Below are 18,274 nucleotides of genomic sequence, written 5' to 3'. Positions count from 1 at the left end.
GTCATGGGTGACGTAGACCATCGTGGTTTTCAGGCGCTGGTGCAGGCGCAGGATCTCGACCCGCATCTGGACGCGCAAAGCCGCGTCCAGGTTCGACAGCGGCTCGTCGAAAAGAAAGATCGCAGGGTCGCGCACGATGGCCCGGCCGATGGCGACCCGCTGGCGCTGACCGCCGGAAAGCTCCTTGGGGCGGCGCTTCAGCAGGGGCTCGAGGCCGAGGATGCCGGCCGCCTTGCGCACGCGCTCGTCGATCACCGCCTTGTCCTCGCCGGCGTGGCGCAGGGCGAAGGCCATGTTCCCGTAGACGTCCTTGTGCGGGTAGAGCGCGTAGGACTGGAACACCATCGCGATGCCCCGGTCCGAGGGCGCGATCTCGTTCATGCGCTCGCCGCCGATGACCACGTCGCCGCCGCTGACCTCTTCCAGCCCCGCGATCATGCGCAGAAGTGTGGACTTGCCGCATCCCGAGGGTCCGACGAAGACGACGAACTCGCCGTCCTTCACGTCAAGGTCGACACCGTGGATCACCTCGGTCTTGCCGAAGCGCTTGCGGACGTCTTTCAGAACCAGTTCAGCCATTGCTTTATCCCTTTACCGCGCCGGCCGTGATCCCCGAGATGAGTTGCCGCGAGAAGATCGCATACAGCACCAGCACCGGAAGGATCGCGATTGAGAGCGAGGCGAGGACCGCGCTCCAGTTGACGGTGTATTGTCCGATGAACTGCTGGACGCCCAGCGTCACCGTCTTGGTGGCGTCCGACGAGGCGAGGATCAGCGGGAACCACAGGTCGTTCCAGATCGGGATCATCGAGAACACCGCGACGGTCGCCAGAACGGGGCGGATCAGCGGCAGGACGACCTCGAAGAAGATGCGGTATTCCGACAGCCCGTCGACGCGGGCGCAGTCCTTGATGTCGCGCGAGAGCGTCCGCATGAACTCGGTCAGGATGAAGACGGCGACGGGCAGCCCCTGCGCGGTGTAGACGAGGATCAGCGACACCAGCGTGTTCACGAGGTTCAGGTCCACCATCAGCTGCAGGATGGCAACCGTGCCCAGCCGGATCGGCACCATGATCCCGAGGATCATGTAGATGCTCAACAGGGTGTTCAGCTTGAAGCGGTATTCCGACAGCGCGTGCGCGGCCATCGCCCCCAGAAGTAGGATCAGGAACAGCGACACCACCGTCACGATCAGCGAGTTGCCGTAGTAGAGCAGGAAGCTCCCTTCGGTCAGGACGGTGCTGTAGCCCTCGGTGCTGAAGGTCTCGGCCCGGGGAAAGGCCAGGGGCTCGGTGAAGATGCCACGACGGTTCTTGAACGAGTTCATCACCACGATCAGCACCGGGAAGATCGCGATGATCGTGTAGGTCAGCAGGACGGCGTGCACCCCGGCGGCGGCCCCCAACCGGCCCATCCGGCCGCGCCGCGCGCGGGTGGTGTCGACGGTGCTCATGCGGCGCTCCTCACATCTCGTAGCGGGTCAGGCGGCGCTGCACGCCGACGAGGTAGATCGTCACGCCGATCAGGATGATGAAGAACATCATGCAGGCCACGGTCGCGCCCATGTAGATATCGCCGATCTGGGTCTGCTGCCCGAAGAAGGTCCGGAACATCAGCGTACCCATGATGTCGGTGGAATAATCCGGCGGCCCCAGCACGCCCTGGATCGAGTAGATCAGGTCGAAGGCCGAGGTGAAGTTGCCGATATAGGTCAGGATCGCGACGATCCCGAGCGTGGGCAGGATCAGCGGCAGCTTGACCTTCCAGAAGATCGCGGCGCCCGACAGGCCGTCCACCCGCGCTGCGTCCAGAAGTTCGTCCGGGATCGACAGGAGCGCCGCGTAGATCAGCATCATCGGGATGCCGACATATTGCCAGACCGAGATCATCGACACCGCCGTCAGCGCCGAGCCTTCCAGCCCCAGCCACGGCGCATAGAGCCAGCCCAGCCCGACCGCGGACATCAGTCCTTCGGCCACGCCCCAGAGCGGGGACAGGATCAACTCCCACACGAAGCCCACGATCACGACCGACAGAAGCGTCGGCACGAAGATCAGTGTGCGGTAGGTGCCCCCGAACCGCGGCGCCAGCGACAGGAGCGCCGCCAGCAGCAGGCCCAGCGGGTTCTGCACGATCATGTGGATGAAGAACAGGATCAGGTTGTTCCAGAGCGCGTTCCAGAAGCGCACAGCCCAGTTTGCGTTGAAGAGCAGCCGCTCATAGTTGCCGAGCCCGATCCAGACGGCGCTGCCGTCGGGCTGGCCGTCGAAGAGGCTGAGGCGCAGGCTCTCGATCAGCGGGTAGATCGAGAAGATCGAGTAGATCAGCAGGGCCGGTGCGAGGAAGACGACGATATGCGTGATCCCGCCCGTCTTGCGGCGGCGACGCGTAGTCCGGCTGCGGCCGGTCGCCTGCTCGACGATCTCGGTCATGGATTGTCCTCTGGAACGGGAGTGCGCCCGACCCGGTCGGGACGGGCGCGGTCCGGGATCAGTTCTGCTGCGGCTCGTACCAGGACTCGAGGCCCTGCTGCAGATCCGCCGCCGCCTCTTGCGGGGTCATCGTCTCGTTCAGCACGTTCGCGCTGTTCACCCACATGGTGTTCCAGGTGTTCGGCTCGCCACGCGACAGGATCTGACTGGCGACGCGCACGGTCGACTCGCACTCGTCGCGGAACGAGATGAACTCCTGTGCCAGCGGGTTCTCGACCTCGAACTCCGCGTTCGAGAGCGAGAAGAAGCCCGGCAGTTCATTCGTGTAGAGCGCGGCAAACTCGGCGCTCGCGACCCACTCGAGGAAAGTCCGCGCCGCCTCGGGATGATCGGTATTGGCGTTCATGCCGATGCCGATATCGGTGTGGTCCGAGATGTAGCAGGTGTCGCCCTCGGACGGCACCGGCGGCGGGAAAGCCCCCATCTCGAAGAAGGCCTGGTCGCTGAAACCGGTGATCTCCCACGAACCGGCGGGATAGATCGCGGCGCGGCCCAGCGTGAACAGGTTCTGGCTGTCCGAATAGCTCTGCGCCTGGTAGGCGTTGCCCATGTAGTCGGTCCAGCGCGCCATCTGCTCGTAGGGGGCCACGAACTCTTCGTCCGTGAACTTGGCCTCGCCGTCGATCAGCGCCTGGCGCCCCTCTTCGCCTTTCCAGTAGTTCGGGCCGATATTGGTGTAGGCCATCGTGGCGGCTTCCCACTGGTCCGCGCTGCCCATGGCGAGCGGGATATAGGTGCCGTCCTCTTTGATCGCGTCGAGGACCGCGAAGAACTCCTCGACCGTCTTGGGCTCTTCGAGGCCCAGCTCGTTGAAGGCGTCGGCGTTGTAGATGAAGCCGTGGATGACCGAAGCCATCGGGACGCAGAAGGTCTCCTCGCCGTCATCGGTGGACCACGCGGCCTTGGCGAAATCGGGGAAGTTCGACAGCCCCTCCAGATCGCTGATGTCCGCAAGCTGCCCCCGCTCGTAAAGCGGCAGCGATCCATCGAAAGACCGGCAGGTGATCAGGTCGCCCGCGGTGCCGCCCTCGAGCCGGGCGTTCAGCGCGGCGTTGTATTCGGTCGGCGCGGTCGGCGTGAACTCGAGGTTGATGTCGGGATGGCTCTCTTCGAAGGCGGGGATCAGCGTGTCGTCCCAGATCGCCTGGTCTTCGGCCCGCCAGCTTTCGATGGTCAGCGTCACCTCTTGCGCCATGGCGCCACCGGCAGCGAGGCAGAGGGCGGCCGTGGCCGTCGTCTTCATCATGATATGTTTCATTTCGTACTTCCCTGTTCTGCTTGGCCTGGTCTGTCCGCACGTCCCGCGGCAAGCGCGGTATCGACGGCCGGCGCGCGCCAGGGACACGCCGAAAATTGCGCGACCTCCTGACGCCCGTGGCCGTCAAGGCAGATCGTTCACGAGGTCGAGCATTGCGGATGGTCAAACCATTATCAAGTCCAATGTCTATGCAGGCCGATACCAATGTTCATCTTTGGTATTGCCGCAGTCGAGGCCGCTCTGTAGCCTCGCAGACAAGCCGAGGAGCGTGGACACGCATGCGCCAACAGATCGACGTAGTTGCCATCGACGGCGGCGGCAGTGGAACGCGCCTTCGCGCCATCGGCGTCGACGGCACCACCCTGGCCGAGGCCGCCTCGGGCCCGTCGAGCCTGACGCTTGGCGTTGAGCAGGCCTGGAGCAACGTCGCGTCGGGTCTCGACGCTCTCGCCTCGGCTACGGGGGCGGATCTGACGACGGCGCGGCTTGTCTGCGGATTTGCGGGCGGCCGATCTCCTGAACGGCAGGCGCAGTTCCGCGCCATGGGCGGCCAGAGCTGCGCCGACATCGTCATCGTGACCGACGGGTTCGCGTCCCTTCTGGGGGCGCATGGCGGCCGGCCCGGCGTGGTCCTCGCCGTGGGAACGGGTGTCGCTGCCTACGCGCTCGGTCAGGACGGCAGGGTGTCGAGCGCCAGCGCCTGGGGCTTTTCCATCGGCGACGAAGGCAGCGGCGCGTGGATCGGCCGGCGCGCCGTGTCGCTTTACAGCCGGCACCTCGACGGCCGCCTTCCTGATGCGTCGACGCTGTTCGACGCGCTGCGCTCTCGTGTCGGCGACGAGTTCAACGCGATCCAGACGTGGCTCTCCGCTGCAAATGCCACGAGGTTCGCCACCCTGGCCCCGGTTGTGATCGACGCCGCTGCCGCCGGGGACGGCGTAGCCACCCGCATCATGGCCGCTGCCACCGAAGAGCTCGAACTCGCGATCGGCGCGATCGACGACGGGGGGCCGGTCTCGCTCCTCGGGGGGCTTGGGCCGGTCTTTGCCCCCCGCTTCTCTGCCCGGTTGGCCGCGCGCCTGACACCGCCGCGGGGCAATGCGCTCGATGGGCTCGCGCTGATGGCGCGGCGCGGCTGGCGCGAAGAGGTCGTGCCCGAGCTGGAGCGTCAGGATGGCTAGCGGTCCGGCAAGCGCCACGCCCCTCTACCGGGAACTGTCGGACCGCATCGCCCGCCAGATCGAGGACGGCGAGCTGTCGCCCGGCGCCGCCTTGCCGCCCGAGCGGACACTGGCCGAGCTTCACGGCGTCAGCCGCGTGACCGTGCGCAAGGCGATGGAGCAGCTGAGCCACCGCGGCCTGATCGAGCAGCGCCGCGGCGCGGGCACCTTCGTGTCCAAGCGCGTTTCGCAGCCCCTGTCGGTCCTGACGAGCTTCTCCGAGGACGTCGCCGCCCGCGGCATGGTGGCACAGTCGCGCCTCGTCCACAGCAGCGTCGGCCGCGCCAGCCCCGAAGAGGTCATCGGCCTCGGGCTGGCGCCGGGACATCCGGTCACGCGCATCACCCGACTGAGATCAGCGGACGGTCAGCCCCTCGCGCTCGAAGCGGCGACGATCTTGAGCGAGGCGCTGCCCGATCCCGCGCTCGCCTCGGACTCGCTCTACGCCACGCTGGACGAGCGCGGGATGCGCCCGGTTCGCGCCGTCCAGAGGCTGACTGCCATCGCCATCGACCCCTACGCCGCGAACCTCCTCGAGGTGCAGCCCGGGGCGCCGGCCCTTCTCATCACCCGCATCGGCTATACCGCCGAGGATCGCGCGGTCGAGTTCACCCGCTCGACCTTCCGCGGCGATCGCTGGGACTTCGTAGCGGAGCTGACATGACCGACCATTTCGACGGCTCGATCCTGACCCCCGACGGATGGGTCATGGGCCGGATCACGCACGGCACGCGGATCAACGCGGTTGAGGGCGATCCAACGCGCGCGCCCCGGCCGCCCTACATCCTCCCGGGTTTCGTCGATTGCCACGTTCACGGCGGTGGCGGGGCCGACATGATGGAGGGCGCCGAGGCGATCCGCACGGCCGCCCGTCTTCACGCCCGGCACGGCACCACCGCCTTCTGTCCAACTTCGGTCACCGCCCCGACCGAGGACCTCGACTCGTTTCTCGACGCCGTTGCCGCCGTCATGGCCGATCCGCCACAGGACGGTGCCCGCGTGCTGGGCGCGCATCTCGAAGGGCCGTTCATCAACCCGGACAAGCTGGGCGCGCAGCCGCCCTTCGCGCGGCACGCGGATGTCACGCAACTGAAGGCGTGGGCCGAGCGCGCACCGATCCGCATCATGACCCTCGCCCCCGAAGAGGAAGATGGCGGCGCGCTGCTCGACGCGCTCGCCGCGGCCGGCATCCGCGCCCAGCTTGGCCATTCGCTCTGCGACTATGCGCAGGCGCGCGCGGCGCTGGAACGCGGCGCAGGCGTCACGCATCTCTTCAACGCGATGAGCACCCTGGCGCACCGCGGCAATGGCCTGTGTGGTGCGGCCTTCGCCCATGCCGATTATGCCGAGATCATCCCGGACCTCGTCCATGTCGAGGCAGGCGCGATCCTCGCTGCCCGGCGCGCAATTCCGAACCTCTACGGCGTGACGGACGCCACCGGCGGCGCGGGGATGCCGGACGGCAGCTATCGCCTTGGCTCGCTCGACGTCGAGAAGGCGAACGGCGCGATGCGCCTGCCGGACGGCACGCTTGCGGGGTCCGCCCTGACCATGGACGCGGCCCTGCGCAACCTGGTCGACATCGGCCTGCCCCTCGACGAGGCTGCGCGACGGCTGTCGACCATTCCCGCCGACTGGCTCGGCCTGACCGATATCGGGCGTCTCGCCCCCGGCACCCGCGCCGATATCGTGGTTCTGGACGAGACGCTCACCCTGACGCGCGTGATCGCGGGTGGCCACGACATTTCCCGAACGAGGTAACGCATGGAAGTGATCCCCTGCCCCGACAGGGACCGCGCCGTGGCCCTGACCGCCCGCCTGATCGAGGCGCGCCTGCGCGCAAAGCCGGACCTGGTCCTCGGCCTCGCCACCGGCCGCACCATGGAAGAGGTTTATGCGCGCGTCGTCGCAAGCGGCGTCTCCTTCGCACGCTGCACCACATTCAATCTGGATGAATACGTGGGCCTGCCGCCCGAAGATCCGAACTCCTACGCAAGCTACATGCGGCATCACCTGTTCGACCATGTGGATATCGATCCCGCACGCACGCATCTGCCGGACGGCATGGCGAGCGATCTAGCCGCCGCCGCCGCCGACTACGAGGCCAAGATCGCCGCGGCGGGTGGCATCGACCTGCAACTTCTCGGCATCGGGGAGTCCGGTCACATCGGCTTCAACGAGCCCCTCTCGGCGCTGCGGTCCCGCACCCGGGACAAGATCCTGACGCCGACGACGCGCCGCCAGAACGCGGGCATGTTCGGCGGCGACTGCGGGGCCGTTCCGAAACGCGCGCTGACCATGGGCGTGGGCACGATCCTCGACACCCGCGAACTGGTCCTCCTGGCCTCGGGCGCCGCCAAGGCGGCCGTCGTGGCGCGCGCGGTCGAGGGGCCGCTGACCTCGCGCGTCAGCGCCTCGGCGATCCAGCTTCACACGTCGTGCAAGGTCGTGCTGGACGCCGAAGCCGCCGCCGAGCTTGAAGACACCGACTACTACCGCTTTGTCTGCAGCAACGAGGAAAAGTGGGACGGCTATCGCGACCTTCTTTGAGTCCGGCCGCTCCGGTCGAGATCCTGCACAGCGCGCCCAGCCGTGCGCCGAGCGACGACGCCTTCGGCCTCCTGCACCGGGAAGGCGTCCTCCACGCTTGGGTGATCGACGGGGCGACCTCGGTCTCGGAGCGGCCGAACAAGGTGCTGGCGGATCTCAGCGATGCCGGCTGGTTTGCCCGCGCGCTGTCAGACGAAATCCGGCGCCTCCTGCGCCACGGTGAGCTGACCAAGGGTGCGCTGGCGCGCGCCTTGTCCCACCTGCGCCGCCGGTTCGTCCATCGCGCGGGACCGGATCTGGACCATCACGACTTTCCCGTAGCGGCGATGACCTACCTGCGCATCGCGAGGCACGGTCGCCGCTACGCGATCGACAGCCTTGAATTCGCCGACTGCTTCCACCTGCAGGGTCCGGCTTCGCGTCAACGGATCGGAGCCGGCGCCTTCCTGCCCGCGCCGTTGCCAAAGCTCTCCCTTCCCCAGACCGGACCGATCATCGACCGTATGCGCCAGCGCCGCACTACCCAGGTGCGAGATCTGGCGAGCACCGCCCTGACCATCGATCCTGCGAGTCTTGATAAGGGCCGGCGTCGCCGCGAATTCGCTCCTGCCGGGTCCGAGATCATACTCGGAAGCGACGGGTATGCGCGGCTGTGGACCGAGTATGCCTTGCTCACAGTGCCCGAAGCGATCGACACCACGGCGCGCCTCGGCTTGTTGCGAGTGGTGCACGGCTTGCGTGAATGGGAGCGGGCAAATCTCGGTCACGGCAAGGCACCGAAGCCAGCCGATGACGTCACTGCCATGCGCCTGCGCCTCGGCGCCCCCTATGCCCGTGGCAGTCTGCGCAGCGACGGCAGCACGCTGATCTGGCGCGTATCGCCGGCCGGGCATGTGCGGCCCGAGTCCCTCCGCATCTGAGGCATTCAGGCTCTTCTGGCTCAGCTGTCCGCAGACCGTCCTGCGGCTTAGGTCTCCGAACGACGCATGGCGGGGATGCGGTTTTGAGCGTCATCCGCTGCAGCGCCGTATCTTCGAGCGGGCAACAGCGACGGTTCTTCTGCCGCGTCGCCAATGCGATCGCGAGGCGTTCCGCTTTGCAGCCAGGCCGACGCACGGAGCGTCACGGAACGAAGCGGCCCGCCGCCCCTTGCGCTGTTCTAGGTCGGGAGCGTCGTAGCCACGGCATTCCTCGGTGCGGTCACCTCCGCAACGCTGCGGATATCGTGCGTGATGGCTGCCGCCAGAGCGTCGGTGTCGCGGCTGACCAGCGCCGAAAGGATCGCGGGATGCGCGTCCTGAATGCGCGCCGCGTCCACGTCCTCGCGCGCAAGACGCTGGAACGGCCCAAGTTGCAGCCAGACACTCTCGATCAGCGGCATGGAGGCCTGGTCCGGGGGCAGTTCGTATAGCCGACGGTGGAACGCGTGGTTAAGCGCCGTCACCCGATCAAGGTCGCCGGCCTCGCGCGCGGCGGCGATGCGGGCGTCCGTCTCGGCCATCTCGTCGATCACCACGTCCGAGACATGTGGAAGCGCGCGCGCGCCCGCGTGCGTCTCGATCGCAACGCGCAGCGCCACGAGGTCCTCGAACCGCGCCGGCGTCATGTCAGGCACGCGAAGGCGGCGATTCCCCAGCACCTCAATGGCATTCTCCGAGCTCAGCCGGCGCAACGCCTCGCGGATCGGAGTAGGGCTGAGATCCAAAAGCTCCGCCACGCCGCGGATCGTCAGCGAAGCGCCAGGCGGCAGCCAGCCGGCCATCACCGCGTTGCGCAGCCGGCGATAGGCATATTCCTGCCCCGTCATCGCGGGCGTCCGGTCGATCGGGGGCAGCGGGGTCTGCTGCATTCGGAGGCATCCCATATTTTCCGCACGCCTGACGTGCCACGGAGATTGACAGGAGTCCAGAAGTCATATCACAAGCGGCACAATGGTATCACAATTTGAGAGAATCAAACGCATGGACAGGACGGCGCCGATCGAGCGACTTGAAAGCGACCACCCCGAGGTGGACGCGATCTTCGCCTGCATCTGCGACCTGAACGGCGTCATGCGAGGCAAGCGCCTGCCCGCGGACCAGATCGACAAGGTCCGCGACGGCGGCTTGCGGATGCCGCTGTCGCTGCTCGGCATGGATATCTGGGGGGAGGACGTCGAAGGGTCGGACCTCGTGTTCGACACCGGCGACGCCGACGGGATCTGCGAGCATACCGGCCGCCCCGCGAGCCTTGTGAACTGGACCGAGCGGCCCACCGCCTTCGTCCAGCTCTGGACCCTGAACGAGGACGGCACCCCCTTCGCCGGCGATCCGCGACGGGCGCTGGCTTCGGTCGTCGCGCGCTTTGCCGAGCGGGGGCTGACGCCCGTCGTGGCGACGGAGCTCGAATTCTACATCGTCGATCCCAGCAAGTCCGCGCCACAGCCGCCTCGGTCTCCGGTGACGGGCAAGCGGCTGGATTCCGACGGGGCGCTGTCGCTGGACGAGCTTCAGCATTTCGACTCGCTCCTGAACGAGATCTATGACGGCTGTCGGGCGCAGGACATCCCCGCCGACAGCGCTATATCGGAAAACGGCGCAGGCCAGTTCGAGATAAACTTCAAGCACTTGGCCGACCCTCTTAAAGCAGCGGATGATGCTGTGCTGTTCAAGCGGCTGGTGCGCGGCCTCGCCCGCAAGCACGGGTTTGCGGCGACCTTCATGGCCAAGCCCTACGGCGACCGCGCCGGGTCGGGGATGCACGCCCATGTCTCGCTGATCGACGCCGAGGGGCGGAACCTCTTCGACGATGGCGGTCCCGACGGCACACCACTGATGCGCAACGCGGTCTCGGGGCTTCTGCGCACCATGCCGGAACTGGGGCTGATTTTTGCCCCGCACGAGAACTCTTACCGCCGCCTCCTGCCCGGCGCCCACGCCCCCGCCAGCGTCGCTTGGGGGTACGAGAACCGCACCGTCGCAATCCGCATCCCCGGCGGCGATCACCGGGCACGCCGGATCGAACATCGCGTCGCCGGCGCGGATGCCAACCCCTACCTTGTCCTGACCGCAATCCTGGGCGGCATGCTTCTGGGCATCGAAGAGGAATGGACGCCCCCTGATCCCGTCACGGGCGACGCTTACTCGATGCGGCTCGACCGGCTTCCCCCCGACTGGGCCTCGGCCATCGACGCCTTTGCGCGGGGCGAGCACGGAGAGCGCATCTTCTCGGGCCGCCTGCGCCGCATGTTCGAGCAGTGCAAGCGGCAGGAACTTGGCCGCTTCACCCGTCATGTGACCGATTTCGAATACCACTCCTATCTCGAGGCCGTGTGATGGACATGGTGACCCATCCCTACGCCGGAACCGGCGCCTACCCCCAAAGCTACTACGCCGCCTCGGCCAACCCCGCCCCTCTGCGCCCGCGCCTAGAAGGGCGGCACGAGGTCGATATCTGCGTCGTCGGCGGGGGCTATTCGGGGCTTTCGACCGCGATCACGCTGCTGGAGCAGGGCCATTCGGTCACGCTGATCGAGGGTGCGCGGATCGGCTGGGGCGCCTCGGGGCGGAATGGCGGGCAGATCGTCAACGGGTTGAACGCGGGACTGCACGTCTTCCGCCGCCGGTTCGGGGACGAGGTCGCGCAAAACGTCGCCGCGCTGTTCATGGAAGGCGGGCAGATCATCCGCGACCGCGTGGCGCGCTACGGGATCGACTGCGACCTGAAGGAGGGCAACGTTTTTGCCGCCTTCAACGACCGCCACATGCGCGAGCTTCGCGAAAAGCGTGACCTTTGGGCCTCCTACGGGCTGGACAGCCTGCAGATGCTGACCCGCGACGAGATGCGCCAGCACGCCGCGACCGACCTCTATTGCGGCGGGATGATCGACACGAAGGGCGGGCACATGCACCCGCTGAACCTTGCCTTGGGCGAGGCGGCGGCGGTCGAACGGCTCGGCGGCACGATCCATGAGATGTCGCCGGTGATTTCGGCCGACACCGACGGCGCACGCCCCGTCATCCGCACCGCGAACGGCGAAGTCCATGCCCGCACGCTCGTCCTCTGCGGCAATGCATACCTCAAGGGCGTAGTGCCGGGGTTGGAGTGGCGGGTGATGCCCGTCTCGACCCAAGTGATGGCGACCGAACCGCTGGGGGCGGATCGCGCCCGCGCCCTGATGCCCGCAGACACCTGCGTCGAGGACGTGCGCTATATCCTTGATTACTATCGGATGTCTGCCGATAACCGGCTGCTGTTCGGCGGCGGCAGCGTCTATGGCGGCACCGACCCCAGGGACATCAAGCGCAAGCTGGTGCGATCGATGGAGCGGGTGTTCCCGTCGCTGAAGTCCACCCGGATTGACCACGCCTGGTCCGGCAACTTCGCCCTCTCGTTCACCCGCGTCCCGCAGATGGGCCGGATCGGGCCGTCCACCTACTTCGCCCACGGCTATTCGGGGCATGGGGTGGTCGGCTCGCACCTGTTCGGGCGCATCCTGGGCGAGGCGATAAACGGCGACCTCTCGCGCTTCGACATGTTCGCGAACCTGCCTTGGCTGCCCTTCCCGGGCGGCCGGACCTTCCGCGTCCCTTACTCCGTCCTCGGCTCGTGGTGGTATGCCGCGCGCGACCGACTGGGCGTCTGAATTCACCCCCCGCATGGAGCCTGCCATGAGCCGCACGACCCTGACTGCCCTGCTGCTGACCCTGCCCCTGACGGCGCAGGCGCAAGAGACGCTCAACTTCTACAACTGGTCCGACTACATCGCCGAGGACACGATCCCCGGCTTCGAGTCCGAGACCGGCACGAGCGTCAATTACGACGTCTTCGACTCGAACGAGGTGGTCGAGGCCAAGCTGCTCGCGGGCTCGACCGGGTATGACCTCGTGGTGCCCTCGCTCGAATTCATGGCGCGGCAGGCGCAGGCCGGCGTGTTCCAGGAGATCGACAAGTCGCGACTGGAAAACTACGGCAACCTTGACCCCGAGATCATGCGCATCATCGAGGCGAACGATCCCGGCAACGCCTTCGGCATCCCGTGGATGATGTACTCGGTCGGGCCGGGCTATGACGTCGCCGCCGTGACCGAGCGGCTGGGCGAGGATGCGAACCTCGACAGCTGGTCGCTGGTCTTCGACCCCGCCAATGCCGAGAAACTGGCCGATTGCGGCATCGCGCTGCTCGACAGCCCGTCCGAGATCACGGCCGCCGCACTGAACTACCTTGGCCTCGACCCGACGTCCGAGGATGCGGGCGACCTCGATCAGGCGATGGCGCTGCTGTCCGAAATCCGGCCATACATCCGCTACTTCCACTCGTCGCAATATATCAACGACCTCGCGAACGGCGACATCTGCCTTGCGGTCGGCTATTCGGGCGATATCCTGCAGGCCAAGGACCGCGCCGCCGAGTCCGGCAACGGGATCGAGATCCGCTACGTCATCCCCGAGGAAGGCGCGCAGCTTGGCTTCGACATGCTGGCCATCCCCGCCGACGCGCCGCACCCGGACGCGGCCTATGCCTTCATCGACTACTTCCTGCGCCCCGAGGTGACGGCGGCGGTGTCGGACGCGGTGTTCTACGCGAACGCCAACAAGCAGGCGACGCCGCTGGTGTCCGAGGACGTGCGCAACGATCCCGGCATCTACCCGCCCGAGACGACGCTGGCCAAGATGTACTCGGCCAAGCCGCACAGCGCCCGCTACGACCGGTCGCTGACGCGGGCGTGGACCACGCTCAAGACCGGCCGCTGAGGCATGCCGGGCCGCTTCACCGGCGGCCCGGACACACCCATGACAGACACCCCCCTCCTTCGCATCGAGAACGTCACCAAGTTCTTCGGCGCCACCTACGCCGTCGACGACGTGTCCCTCGACATTCGCCGCGGCGAGCTGTTCTGCCTTCTGGGCGGATCGGGCTGCGGCAAGTCCACGCTTCTGCGGATGCTCGCCGGGTTCGAGGCCCCGACCGCCGGGCGCATCGCCCTTGACGGGCAGGACCTGTCGAAGGTCCCGCCCCACGCCCGCGATACGAACATGATGTTCCAGTCCTACGCGCTCTTTCCCCATATGAGCGTCGAGAAGAACGTCGCCTACGGGCTGCGCCGCGCCGGTCTGCCCCGGGCCGAGATCGCGACCCGCGTGACCGAGATGCTGGCGCTGGTGCAGATGGAGCGCTTCGCCGCCCGCAAGCCTCACCAGCTATCCGGCGGCCAGCGGCAGCGCGTGGCCCTTGCGCGTGCGCTGGCCCGGCGGCCGAAGCTGCTGCTGCTGGACGAACCCTTGGGCGCGCTCGACCGCAAGCTGCGCGAAGAGACCCAGCTTGAGCTGAAGAAGATCCAGGAGACGCTTGGGATCACCTTCATCGTCGTCACCCACGACCAGGACGAGGCGATGACGCTGGGCGACCGCCTCGGCATCATGCGCGAGGGGCGGATCGTGCAGGTCGGCACGCCGCACGAGATCTACGAGTTCCCGCAATCGCGTTTCGTGGCCGACTTCATCGGCACCGTCACCCTGTTCGAGGGCACCATCACCGAGGATCGCGACACCGACGCCGTGATCGACAGCCCCGAGGCCGGCGGCCCGATCCGCATCCCCCACGCCGTCACAGGCTCTGTCGGGCAGTCCGTCGCCGTGGCCCTGCGACCCGAGAAGATCGTGATCGGTCGCACGCCGATCGAAGGGCTGGAGAACCGGCTGACCGGCACGGTCGAGACCATCGTCTATCACGGGGCGGCCTCGGTCTTTCTGGTACGGCTCGACAGTGGCAAGACGGTCCGGATCAGCCGATCGAACCGCGAGCGCGCCGAGGCCGAGGCGATTGCCCATGGCGACCGGGTCCATCTGGGTTTTTCCGGCCAGTCCGCCGTGGTTCTGCCCTCGTGAGGCGGCTCGTCCCGCTCGTCCCGTTCCTGTGGCTGGGACTGTTTTTCGTCATTCCGCTGGCGGTGCTGCTGAAGATCTCGTTCAGCGAGCCCGCCATCGCCATGCCGCCCTACCTGCCCCTGTGGGAGTGGGCCGATGGCGTGCTGACCATCGCGATCAACCTCGGCAACTACATCTTTCTGGCCGAGGATCCGCTCTACCTCGTGTCGTACCTGTCCTCGGTGCGGATCGCGGCGATCTCGACAGTGCTGACGCTGCTGATCGGCTATCCGATGGCCTATGCCATCGCGCGCGCGCCCGAGGGGCGGCGCAACCTTCTGCTGATGCTGGTGATCCTGCCCTTCTGGACCTCGTTCCTGCTGCGCGTCTATGCGTGGATCGGGATCCTCAAGGCGAACGGGGTGCTGAACAACGCGCTGATGTCGCTGGGCCTGATCGATCAGCCGCTGGTGATCCTGCAGACGGACATCGCCGTCTATCTGGGGATCGTCTACACCTACCTGCCCTTCATGATCCTGCCGCTATACGCCACGCTGTCGCGGCTGGAAGACGACCTGCTGGAGGCATCCGCCGATCTTGGCGCGCGGCCCCTGACGACCTTCGCGACCGTCACCCTGCCGCTGTCGGTGCCGGGGGGGCTGGCGGGGTCGATGCTGGTCTTCATCCCGGCGGTGGGGGAATACGTGATCCCGGCCCTTCTTGGAGGTCCTGACACGCTGATGATCGGCACCGTGTTGTGGAACGAGTTCTTCCTCAACCGCGACTGGCCCGTCGCCTCGGCTGTCGCGATCGTCATGGTGCTGGTGCTGGCCGTGCCAATCGCATTACTGCGCCGCATCCAGAGCCGGGCGGAACAGGCATGAGGGGTTCGCTCGCACTGCGCACCGCGGTCTTCGGGGGCTTCGTGTTCCTCTACGCGCCGATCCTCAGCCTCGTGATCTACAGCTTCAACGAGAGCCGCCTCGTCACGGTCTGGAGCGGCTTTTCTACGAAATGGTATGCGGCCCTGCTGTCGGACCCGCAGATCATCGGGGCCGCGTGGATCAGCCTGAAGGTCGCGTTCCTTTCAGCCTCCATCGCCACGGTGCTGGGCACCCTGGCCGCGCTGGTTCTGGTGCGGCGCGGACCGGGCAGGGCGATCCTCGGCGGGCTCGTCACCGCGCCGCTGGTGATGCCAGAGGTCATCATCGGGCTGTCGCTTCTGCTCCTTTTCATCGCGATGGAGGGGCTGATCGGCTGGCCCGGAGGGCGGGGCCTGCTGACGATCGTGATCGCCCACGCCACCTTCGGCACCGCCTTCGCGACCGTGGTGATCGAGGCGCGGATGGTAACGCTCGACCGCGCGGTCGAGGATGCGGCGCAGGACCTGGGCGCCGGCCCCCTGCGGGTCTTCTTCGACGTGACCCTGCCCGCCCTTGCGCCGGCGCTGGTCTCGGCCTGGCTCCTGGCCTTCACGCTCAGCCTCGATGACGTCGTGATCGCCAGCTTCGTGGCCGGGCCGGGCTCGTCCACGCTGCCCATGGTGATCTTCTCGAAGGTGCGCCTTGGCGTCAGCCCCGAGGTCAACGCATTGGCGACGCTGATGATCGCGCTCGTCGGCGCCCTCGTCCTGGTCGCCGCGTGGCTGACAGCTCGGCGGCAGAAGTCGGACTGACAGCAGTCGCGGACCTGTGAAGATACCGCTTCGGGGCAATGCACGCTCGTCTTCGCGCCGCAACGACTGATCGCCGGTAAGGACAGTTCCGAGCGAATGCGTCGGCGCCAGAAAGTACTCTCCGCTTTTCGGCTACCACGCCCTGCAGTCCGAGAACCTTGATGACGTTCTTGCCGGGACCCGCCGTCCGGTGCACGAGGTGCGTGCCGCTGTACGGCCAAGGTGCCCGAGATCGAGCCGGATGGGCATCTGCTGACCATCTGCTTAGGCATCGGGAGGACGAAAGGATCGTCCAAGCCGCGCGCCTTCTCATGGTCGCGGACTCTTGCGAGAGCTGCGAGGGCAAAGCCGGCCGGTAAACTCGCGGCACCTCGGTGAGTAAGGGAATTTCAGATCCCGTTTTGAAGGAGGGCGCGCGCATCGCCACGTTTGCGAACGCGTCGCTTTAACGGGCCAACGCCCTGCTGTAGGTGGACAACGCCAAGCCCTGGGAATGCGGCGCGCGCGATATCGAGTTTCTGCGCACCTTTACCCGATCCTGGGCCCGTCCAAGACCGCTCTTTTGAGCTGGACAAATTGCCCGCTTCGGAAGAGCGCTTTCGCGAAGGTAGAGGAAGCGACGGACTGCGCGCCGTTTACCACGATGATGACGGCCGCGTCACGGGCCAGCTGTCCGGTGCCGGGCTCGACGACCGCCACGTCCCCCGGGCGAGCGACTCTCTGGGCCAATCTCTGGGCCAACAGTCACCTGACGCTGATTTTCATGGCGACCAACCCCGAAGCTCTCCTCCTTGCGACGACGGTCCCACGGCGCGCCGTTCGGCCGAGGAAGCCCCCCGCAAGAGCGAAGAGCATTGCCGCGCCATCGTCGACGCCTTGCGACTGCACAATCTGTAAGGTCGACACCCAGAGGGCTAGATCACCAGGGCGCCCGGCGCGCAGGGGAGGAGCTGATATTCACGGGCTGGCACATTTCCCCTTCATGGGTCCAGCCAAAGATTGTGAGGATCAACAGAACGACGCAGCACGGGCAAAACTTGGCACCGCCCGGAATGACGGTCACGCCCGGTATACCCGCTAGCACATCCGAAAAATCGCGAGCCAATCTCAGGAAAATGCACGGCTTCTACCGCAGCCCCTTGTCAAAGGCGGTGCGTCGCCCCATCTGTATTGGGCGAACGTTATTCTTTTTCGAACCTCTGTCTCCGTTAAACCGGCTCTCAGCGATCGACCAGACTGACAATGCCGGGCTGCCGCATTCTGCGGGCAGCATATTAAACAGGAGACCACGGATATGGCCAATGGCACCGTGAAATGGTTCAACCCCACCAAAGGCTTCGGCTTCATCGCGCCTTCGACTGGCGGCAAGGACGTCTTCGTCCACATCTCTGCCGTTGAGCGCGCTGGCTTGACCGGCCTCGCCGACGACCAGGCGGTGACCTACGATGTGGAATCCGGCCGTGATGGCCGCGAGTCCGCCTCCAACCTCGCCCTGGCGTAATGACTTTGAGGCAGGGCGGAGTTCTGTCCGCCCTGTTCTCCTTCTGCCTCGGCGGGCTTCGCCCATCCGGTTTGCGAATGCGACTCCTGCTTACGAGACCAGAAAGCTACAGCACGATCAGCCGAGGCCAGGCGGCTTCCAGAAGAGCCGATCCGGCTTCGCGTTCCAGCCTATCGGTTCAGATCTTCGGCTATTCTTCCAATCACAGGAGATTCACATGGTGACCAAGGACACTCTTTTCCGCCCGTCGAAGGCGGAATCCAAGGCCGACACCATCACGAAGATCGCCATGGGGATCATCGACTCCGAGACGGCTGCCCGGGAGTCAAAGACAGCGAGACTCCGCGCGGCGCGGGCCGAGCGCGACGCCTCCGAAGCGACAAGGATTGCCTCCGGCGTCAAGAAGACGCCGAAGAAGAAAAGCGCCAAGGCGAAGCCGGCGAACTGAGCGGAGCCGATCCGCGAAATCTTCCTGCACGTCCACGTGGACGTGCATCCCGAAAAGGCTGGGCCACGAACTGTGCAGTCACAGCCGAGCCTGACAGGCGTGTGAACTCCGCTATCTTTACCTTCCGATAGGGACCTGCACTGGGGCACCGCGCCACAGTCGATGGACGGGACGAGTGCCGAGACGGCCCTGCGGCGGCGGCGGGGCAGACTGCTCCATCGTTCACCTCGCCGCAGGGCAATCGCAGTTGGCCTCACGCCTCGGCTAAGCCATTGAGAACCTTTC

The 18,274-nt window shown here is 66.5% G+C and carries 18 protein-coding genes; 13 read left to right on the top strand and 5 right to left on the bottom strand.

Annotation, left to right across the window (positions count from 1 at the left end; translation table 11 throughout):
• The 4 genes from ACFDS3_RS14755 to ACFDS3_RS14740 form a co-directional block, all read right to left on the bottom strand.
• Window positions 1-579: ABC transporter ATP-binding protein (locus ACFDS3_RS14755; protein WP_375263117.1), on the bottom strand; the 579-nt coding region annotated here is incomplete at its 3' end.
• A gap of 4 nt (window positions 580-583) precedes the next feature.
• Window positions 584-1,414 carry a carbohydrate ABC transporter permease gene (locus ACFDS3_RS14750; RefSeq protein ID WP_375263118.1) on the bottom strand — a complete coding sequence of 277 codons (831 nt, stop codon included), beginning with the start codon at window positions 1,412-1,414 and terminating at the stop codon, window positions 584-586.
• A 49-nt stretch (window positions 1,415-1,463) separates the two neighbouring features.
• Window positions 1,464-2,432 (bottom strand): carbohydrate ABC transporter permease, encoded by a 969-nt coding sequence (locus ACFDS3_RS14745; RefSeq protein WP_375263116.1) that lies wholly within the window; start codon window positions 2,430-2,432, stop codon window positions 1,464-1,466.
• Window positions 2,433-2,490: 58 nt separating this feature from the next.
• Window positions 2,491-3,750, bottom strand: a complete 1,260-nt coding sequence (locus ACFDS3_RS14740) for an ABC transporter substrate-binding protein (protein ID WP_375263115.1) — start codon at window positions 3,748-3,750, stop codon at window positions 2,491-2,493.
• A gap of 278 nt (window positions 3,751-4,028) precedes the next feature.
• Between ACFDS3_RS14740 and ACFDS3_RS14735 the strand changes: the two genes are divergently transcribed.
• From ACFDS3_RS14735 to ACFDS3_RS14715, 5 genes are all read left to right on the top strand, one after another.
• Window positions 4,029-4,931: a BadF/BadG/BcrA/BcrD ATPase family protein gene (locus tag ACFDS3_RS14735; protein WP_375263114.1), complete on the top strand. Its 903-nt coding sequence runs from the start codon at window positions 4,029-4,031 to the stop codon at window positions 4,929-4,931.
• On the top strand, window positions 4,924-5,634 hold the full coding sequence (locus ACFDS3_RS14730) for a GntR family transcriptional regulator (RefSeq protein WP_375263113.1): 711 nt from the start codon (window positions 4,924-4,926) through the stop codon (window positions 5,632-5,634). Before ACFDS3_RS14735 ends, ACFDS3_RS14730 begins: the two co-directional genes overlap by 8 nt.
• Window positions 5,631-6,731: an N-acetylglucosamine-6-phosphate deacetylase gene (locus tag ACFDS3_RS14725; RefSeq protein WP_375263112.1), complete on the top strand. Its 1,101-nt coding sequence runs from the start codon at window positions 5,631-5,633 to the stop codon at window positions 6,729-6,731. The genes ACFDS3_RS14730 and ACFDS3_RS14725 overlap by 4 nt, the downstream gene beginning before the upstream one ends.
• Window positions 6,732-6,734: 3 nt before the next feature.
• Window positions 6,735-7,520: a glucosamine-6-phosphate deaminase gene (nagB, locus tag ACFDS3_RS14720; RefSeq protein WP_375263111.1), complete on the top strand. Its 786-nt coding sequence runs from the start codon at window positions 6,735-6,737 to the stop codon at window positions 7,518-7,520.
• A 101-nt stretch (window positions 7,521-7,621) separates the two neighbouring features.
• The gene (locus ACFDS3_RS14715) at window positions 7,622-8,440 is read left to right on the top strand and encodes a hypothetical protein (protein ID WP_375263110.1); all 819 of its coding nucleotides are present in this window, start codon (window positions 7,622-7,624) and stop codon (window positions 8,438-8,440) included.
• A gap of 239 nt (window positions 8,441-8,679) precedes the next feature.
• Here ACFDS3_RS14715 and ACFDS3_RS14710 read toward each other — a convergent pair whose 3' ends face one another.
• On the bottom strand, window positions 8,680-9,369 hold the full coding sequence (locus ACFDS3_RS14710) for a GntR family transcriptional regulator (RefSeq protein WP_375263109.1): 690 nt from the start codon (window positions 9,367-9,369) through the stop codon (window positions 8,680-8,682).
• Between the two features lie 112 nt (window positions 9,370-9,481).
• Here ACFDS3_RS14710 and ACFDS3_RS14705 point away from each other — a divergent pair, with 112 nt between their 5' ends.
• From ACFDS3_RS14705 to ACFDS3_RS14670, 8 genes are all read left to right on the top strand, one after another.
• Window positions 9,482-10,834, top strand: coding sequence for a glutamine synthetase family protein (locus tag ACFDS3_RS14705; protein ID WP_375263108.1), 1,353 nt, complete (start codon window positions 9,482-9,484; stop codon window positions 10,832-10,834).
• Entirely contained in the window at window positions 10,834-12,144 is a 1,311-nt protein-coding gene (locus ACFDS3_RS14700; RefSeq protein ID WP_375263107.1) for an NAD(P)/FAD-dependent oxidoreductase, read from the top strand. Before ACFDS3_RS14705 ends, ACFDS3_RS14700 begins: the two co-directional genes overlap by 1 nt.
• A 25-nt stretch (window positions 12,145-12,169) precedes the next feature.
• Window positions 12,170-13,252: a polyamine ABC transporter substrate-binding protein gene (locus ACFDS3_RS14695; protein WP_375263106.1), complete on the top strand. Its 1,083-nt coding sequence runs from the start codon at window positions 12,170-12,172 to the stop codon at window positions 13,250-13,252.
• Window positions 13,253-13,291: 39 nt separating this feature from the next.
• A complete protein-coding gene (locus ACFDS3_RS14690; RefSeq protein WP_375263105.1) occupies window positions 13,292-14,386 on the top strand; it encodes an ABC transporter ATP-binding protein in 1,095 nt (364 codons plus the stop codon).
• Window positions 14,383-15,249 (top strand): ABC transporter permease subunit, encoded by an 867-nt coding sequence (locus ACFDS3_RS14685; RefSeq protein WP_375263104.1) that lies wholly within the window; start codon window positions 14,383-14,385, stop codon window positions 15,247-15,249. Before ACFDS3_RS14690 ends, ACFDS3_RS14685 begins: the two co-directional genes overlap by 4 nt.
• Entirely contained in the window at window positions 15,246-16,040 is a 795-nt protein-coding gene (locus tag ACFDS3_RS14680; RefSeq protein WP_375263103.1) for an ABC transporter permease subunit, read from the top strand. The genes ACFDS3_RS14685 and ACFDS3_RS14680 overlap by 4 nt, the downstream gene beginning before the upstream one ends.
• A gap of 1,294 nt (window positions 16,041-17,334) precedes the next feature.
• Window positions 17,335-17,541 (top strand): cold-shock protein, encoded by a 207-nt coding sequence (locus ACFDS3_RS14675; protein WP_375263102.1) that lies wholly within the window; start codon window positions 17,335-17,337, stop codon window positions 17,539-17,541.
• A 217-nt stretch (window positions 17,542-17,758) separates the two neighbouring features.
• On the top strand, window positions 17,759-17,989 hold the full coding sequence (locus ACFDS3_RS14670) for a hypothetical protein (RefSeq protein ID WP_375263101.1): 231 nt from the start codon (window positions 17,759-17,761) through the stop codon (window positions 17,987-17,989).
• Window positions 17,990-18,274 lie beyond the last annotated feature (285 nt).

Source organism: Palleronia sp. (genome assembly GCF_042089775.1).
GTDB lineage: Bacteria > Pseudomonadota > Alphaproteobacteria > Rhodobacterales > Rhodobacteraceae > Palleronia.
This window is presented reverse-complemented; position numbering and strand designations above follow the sequence as displayed.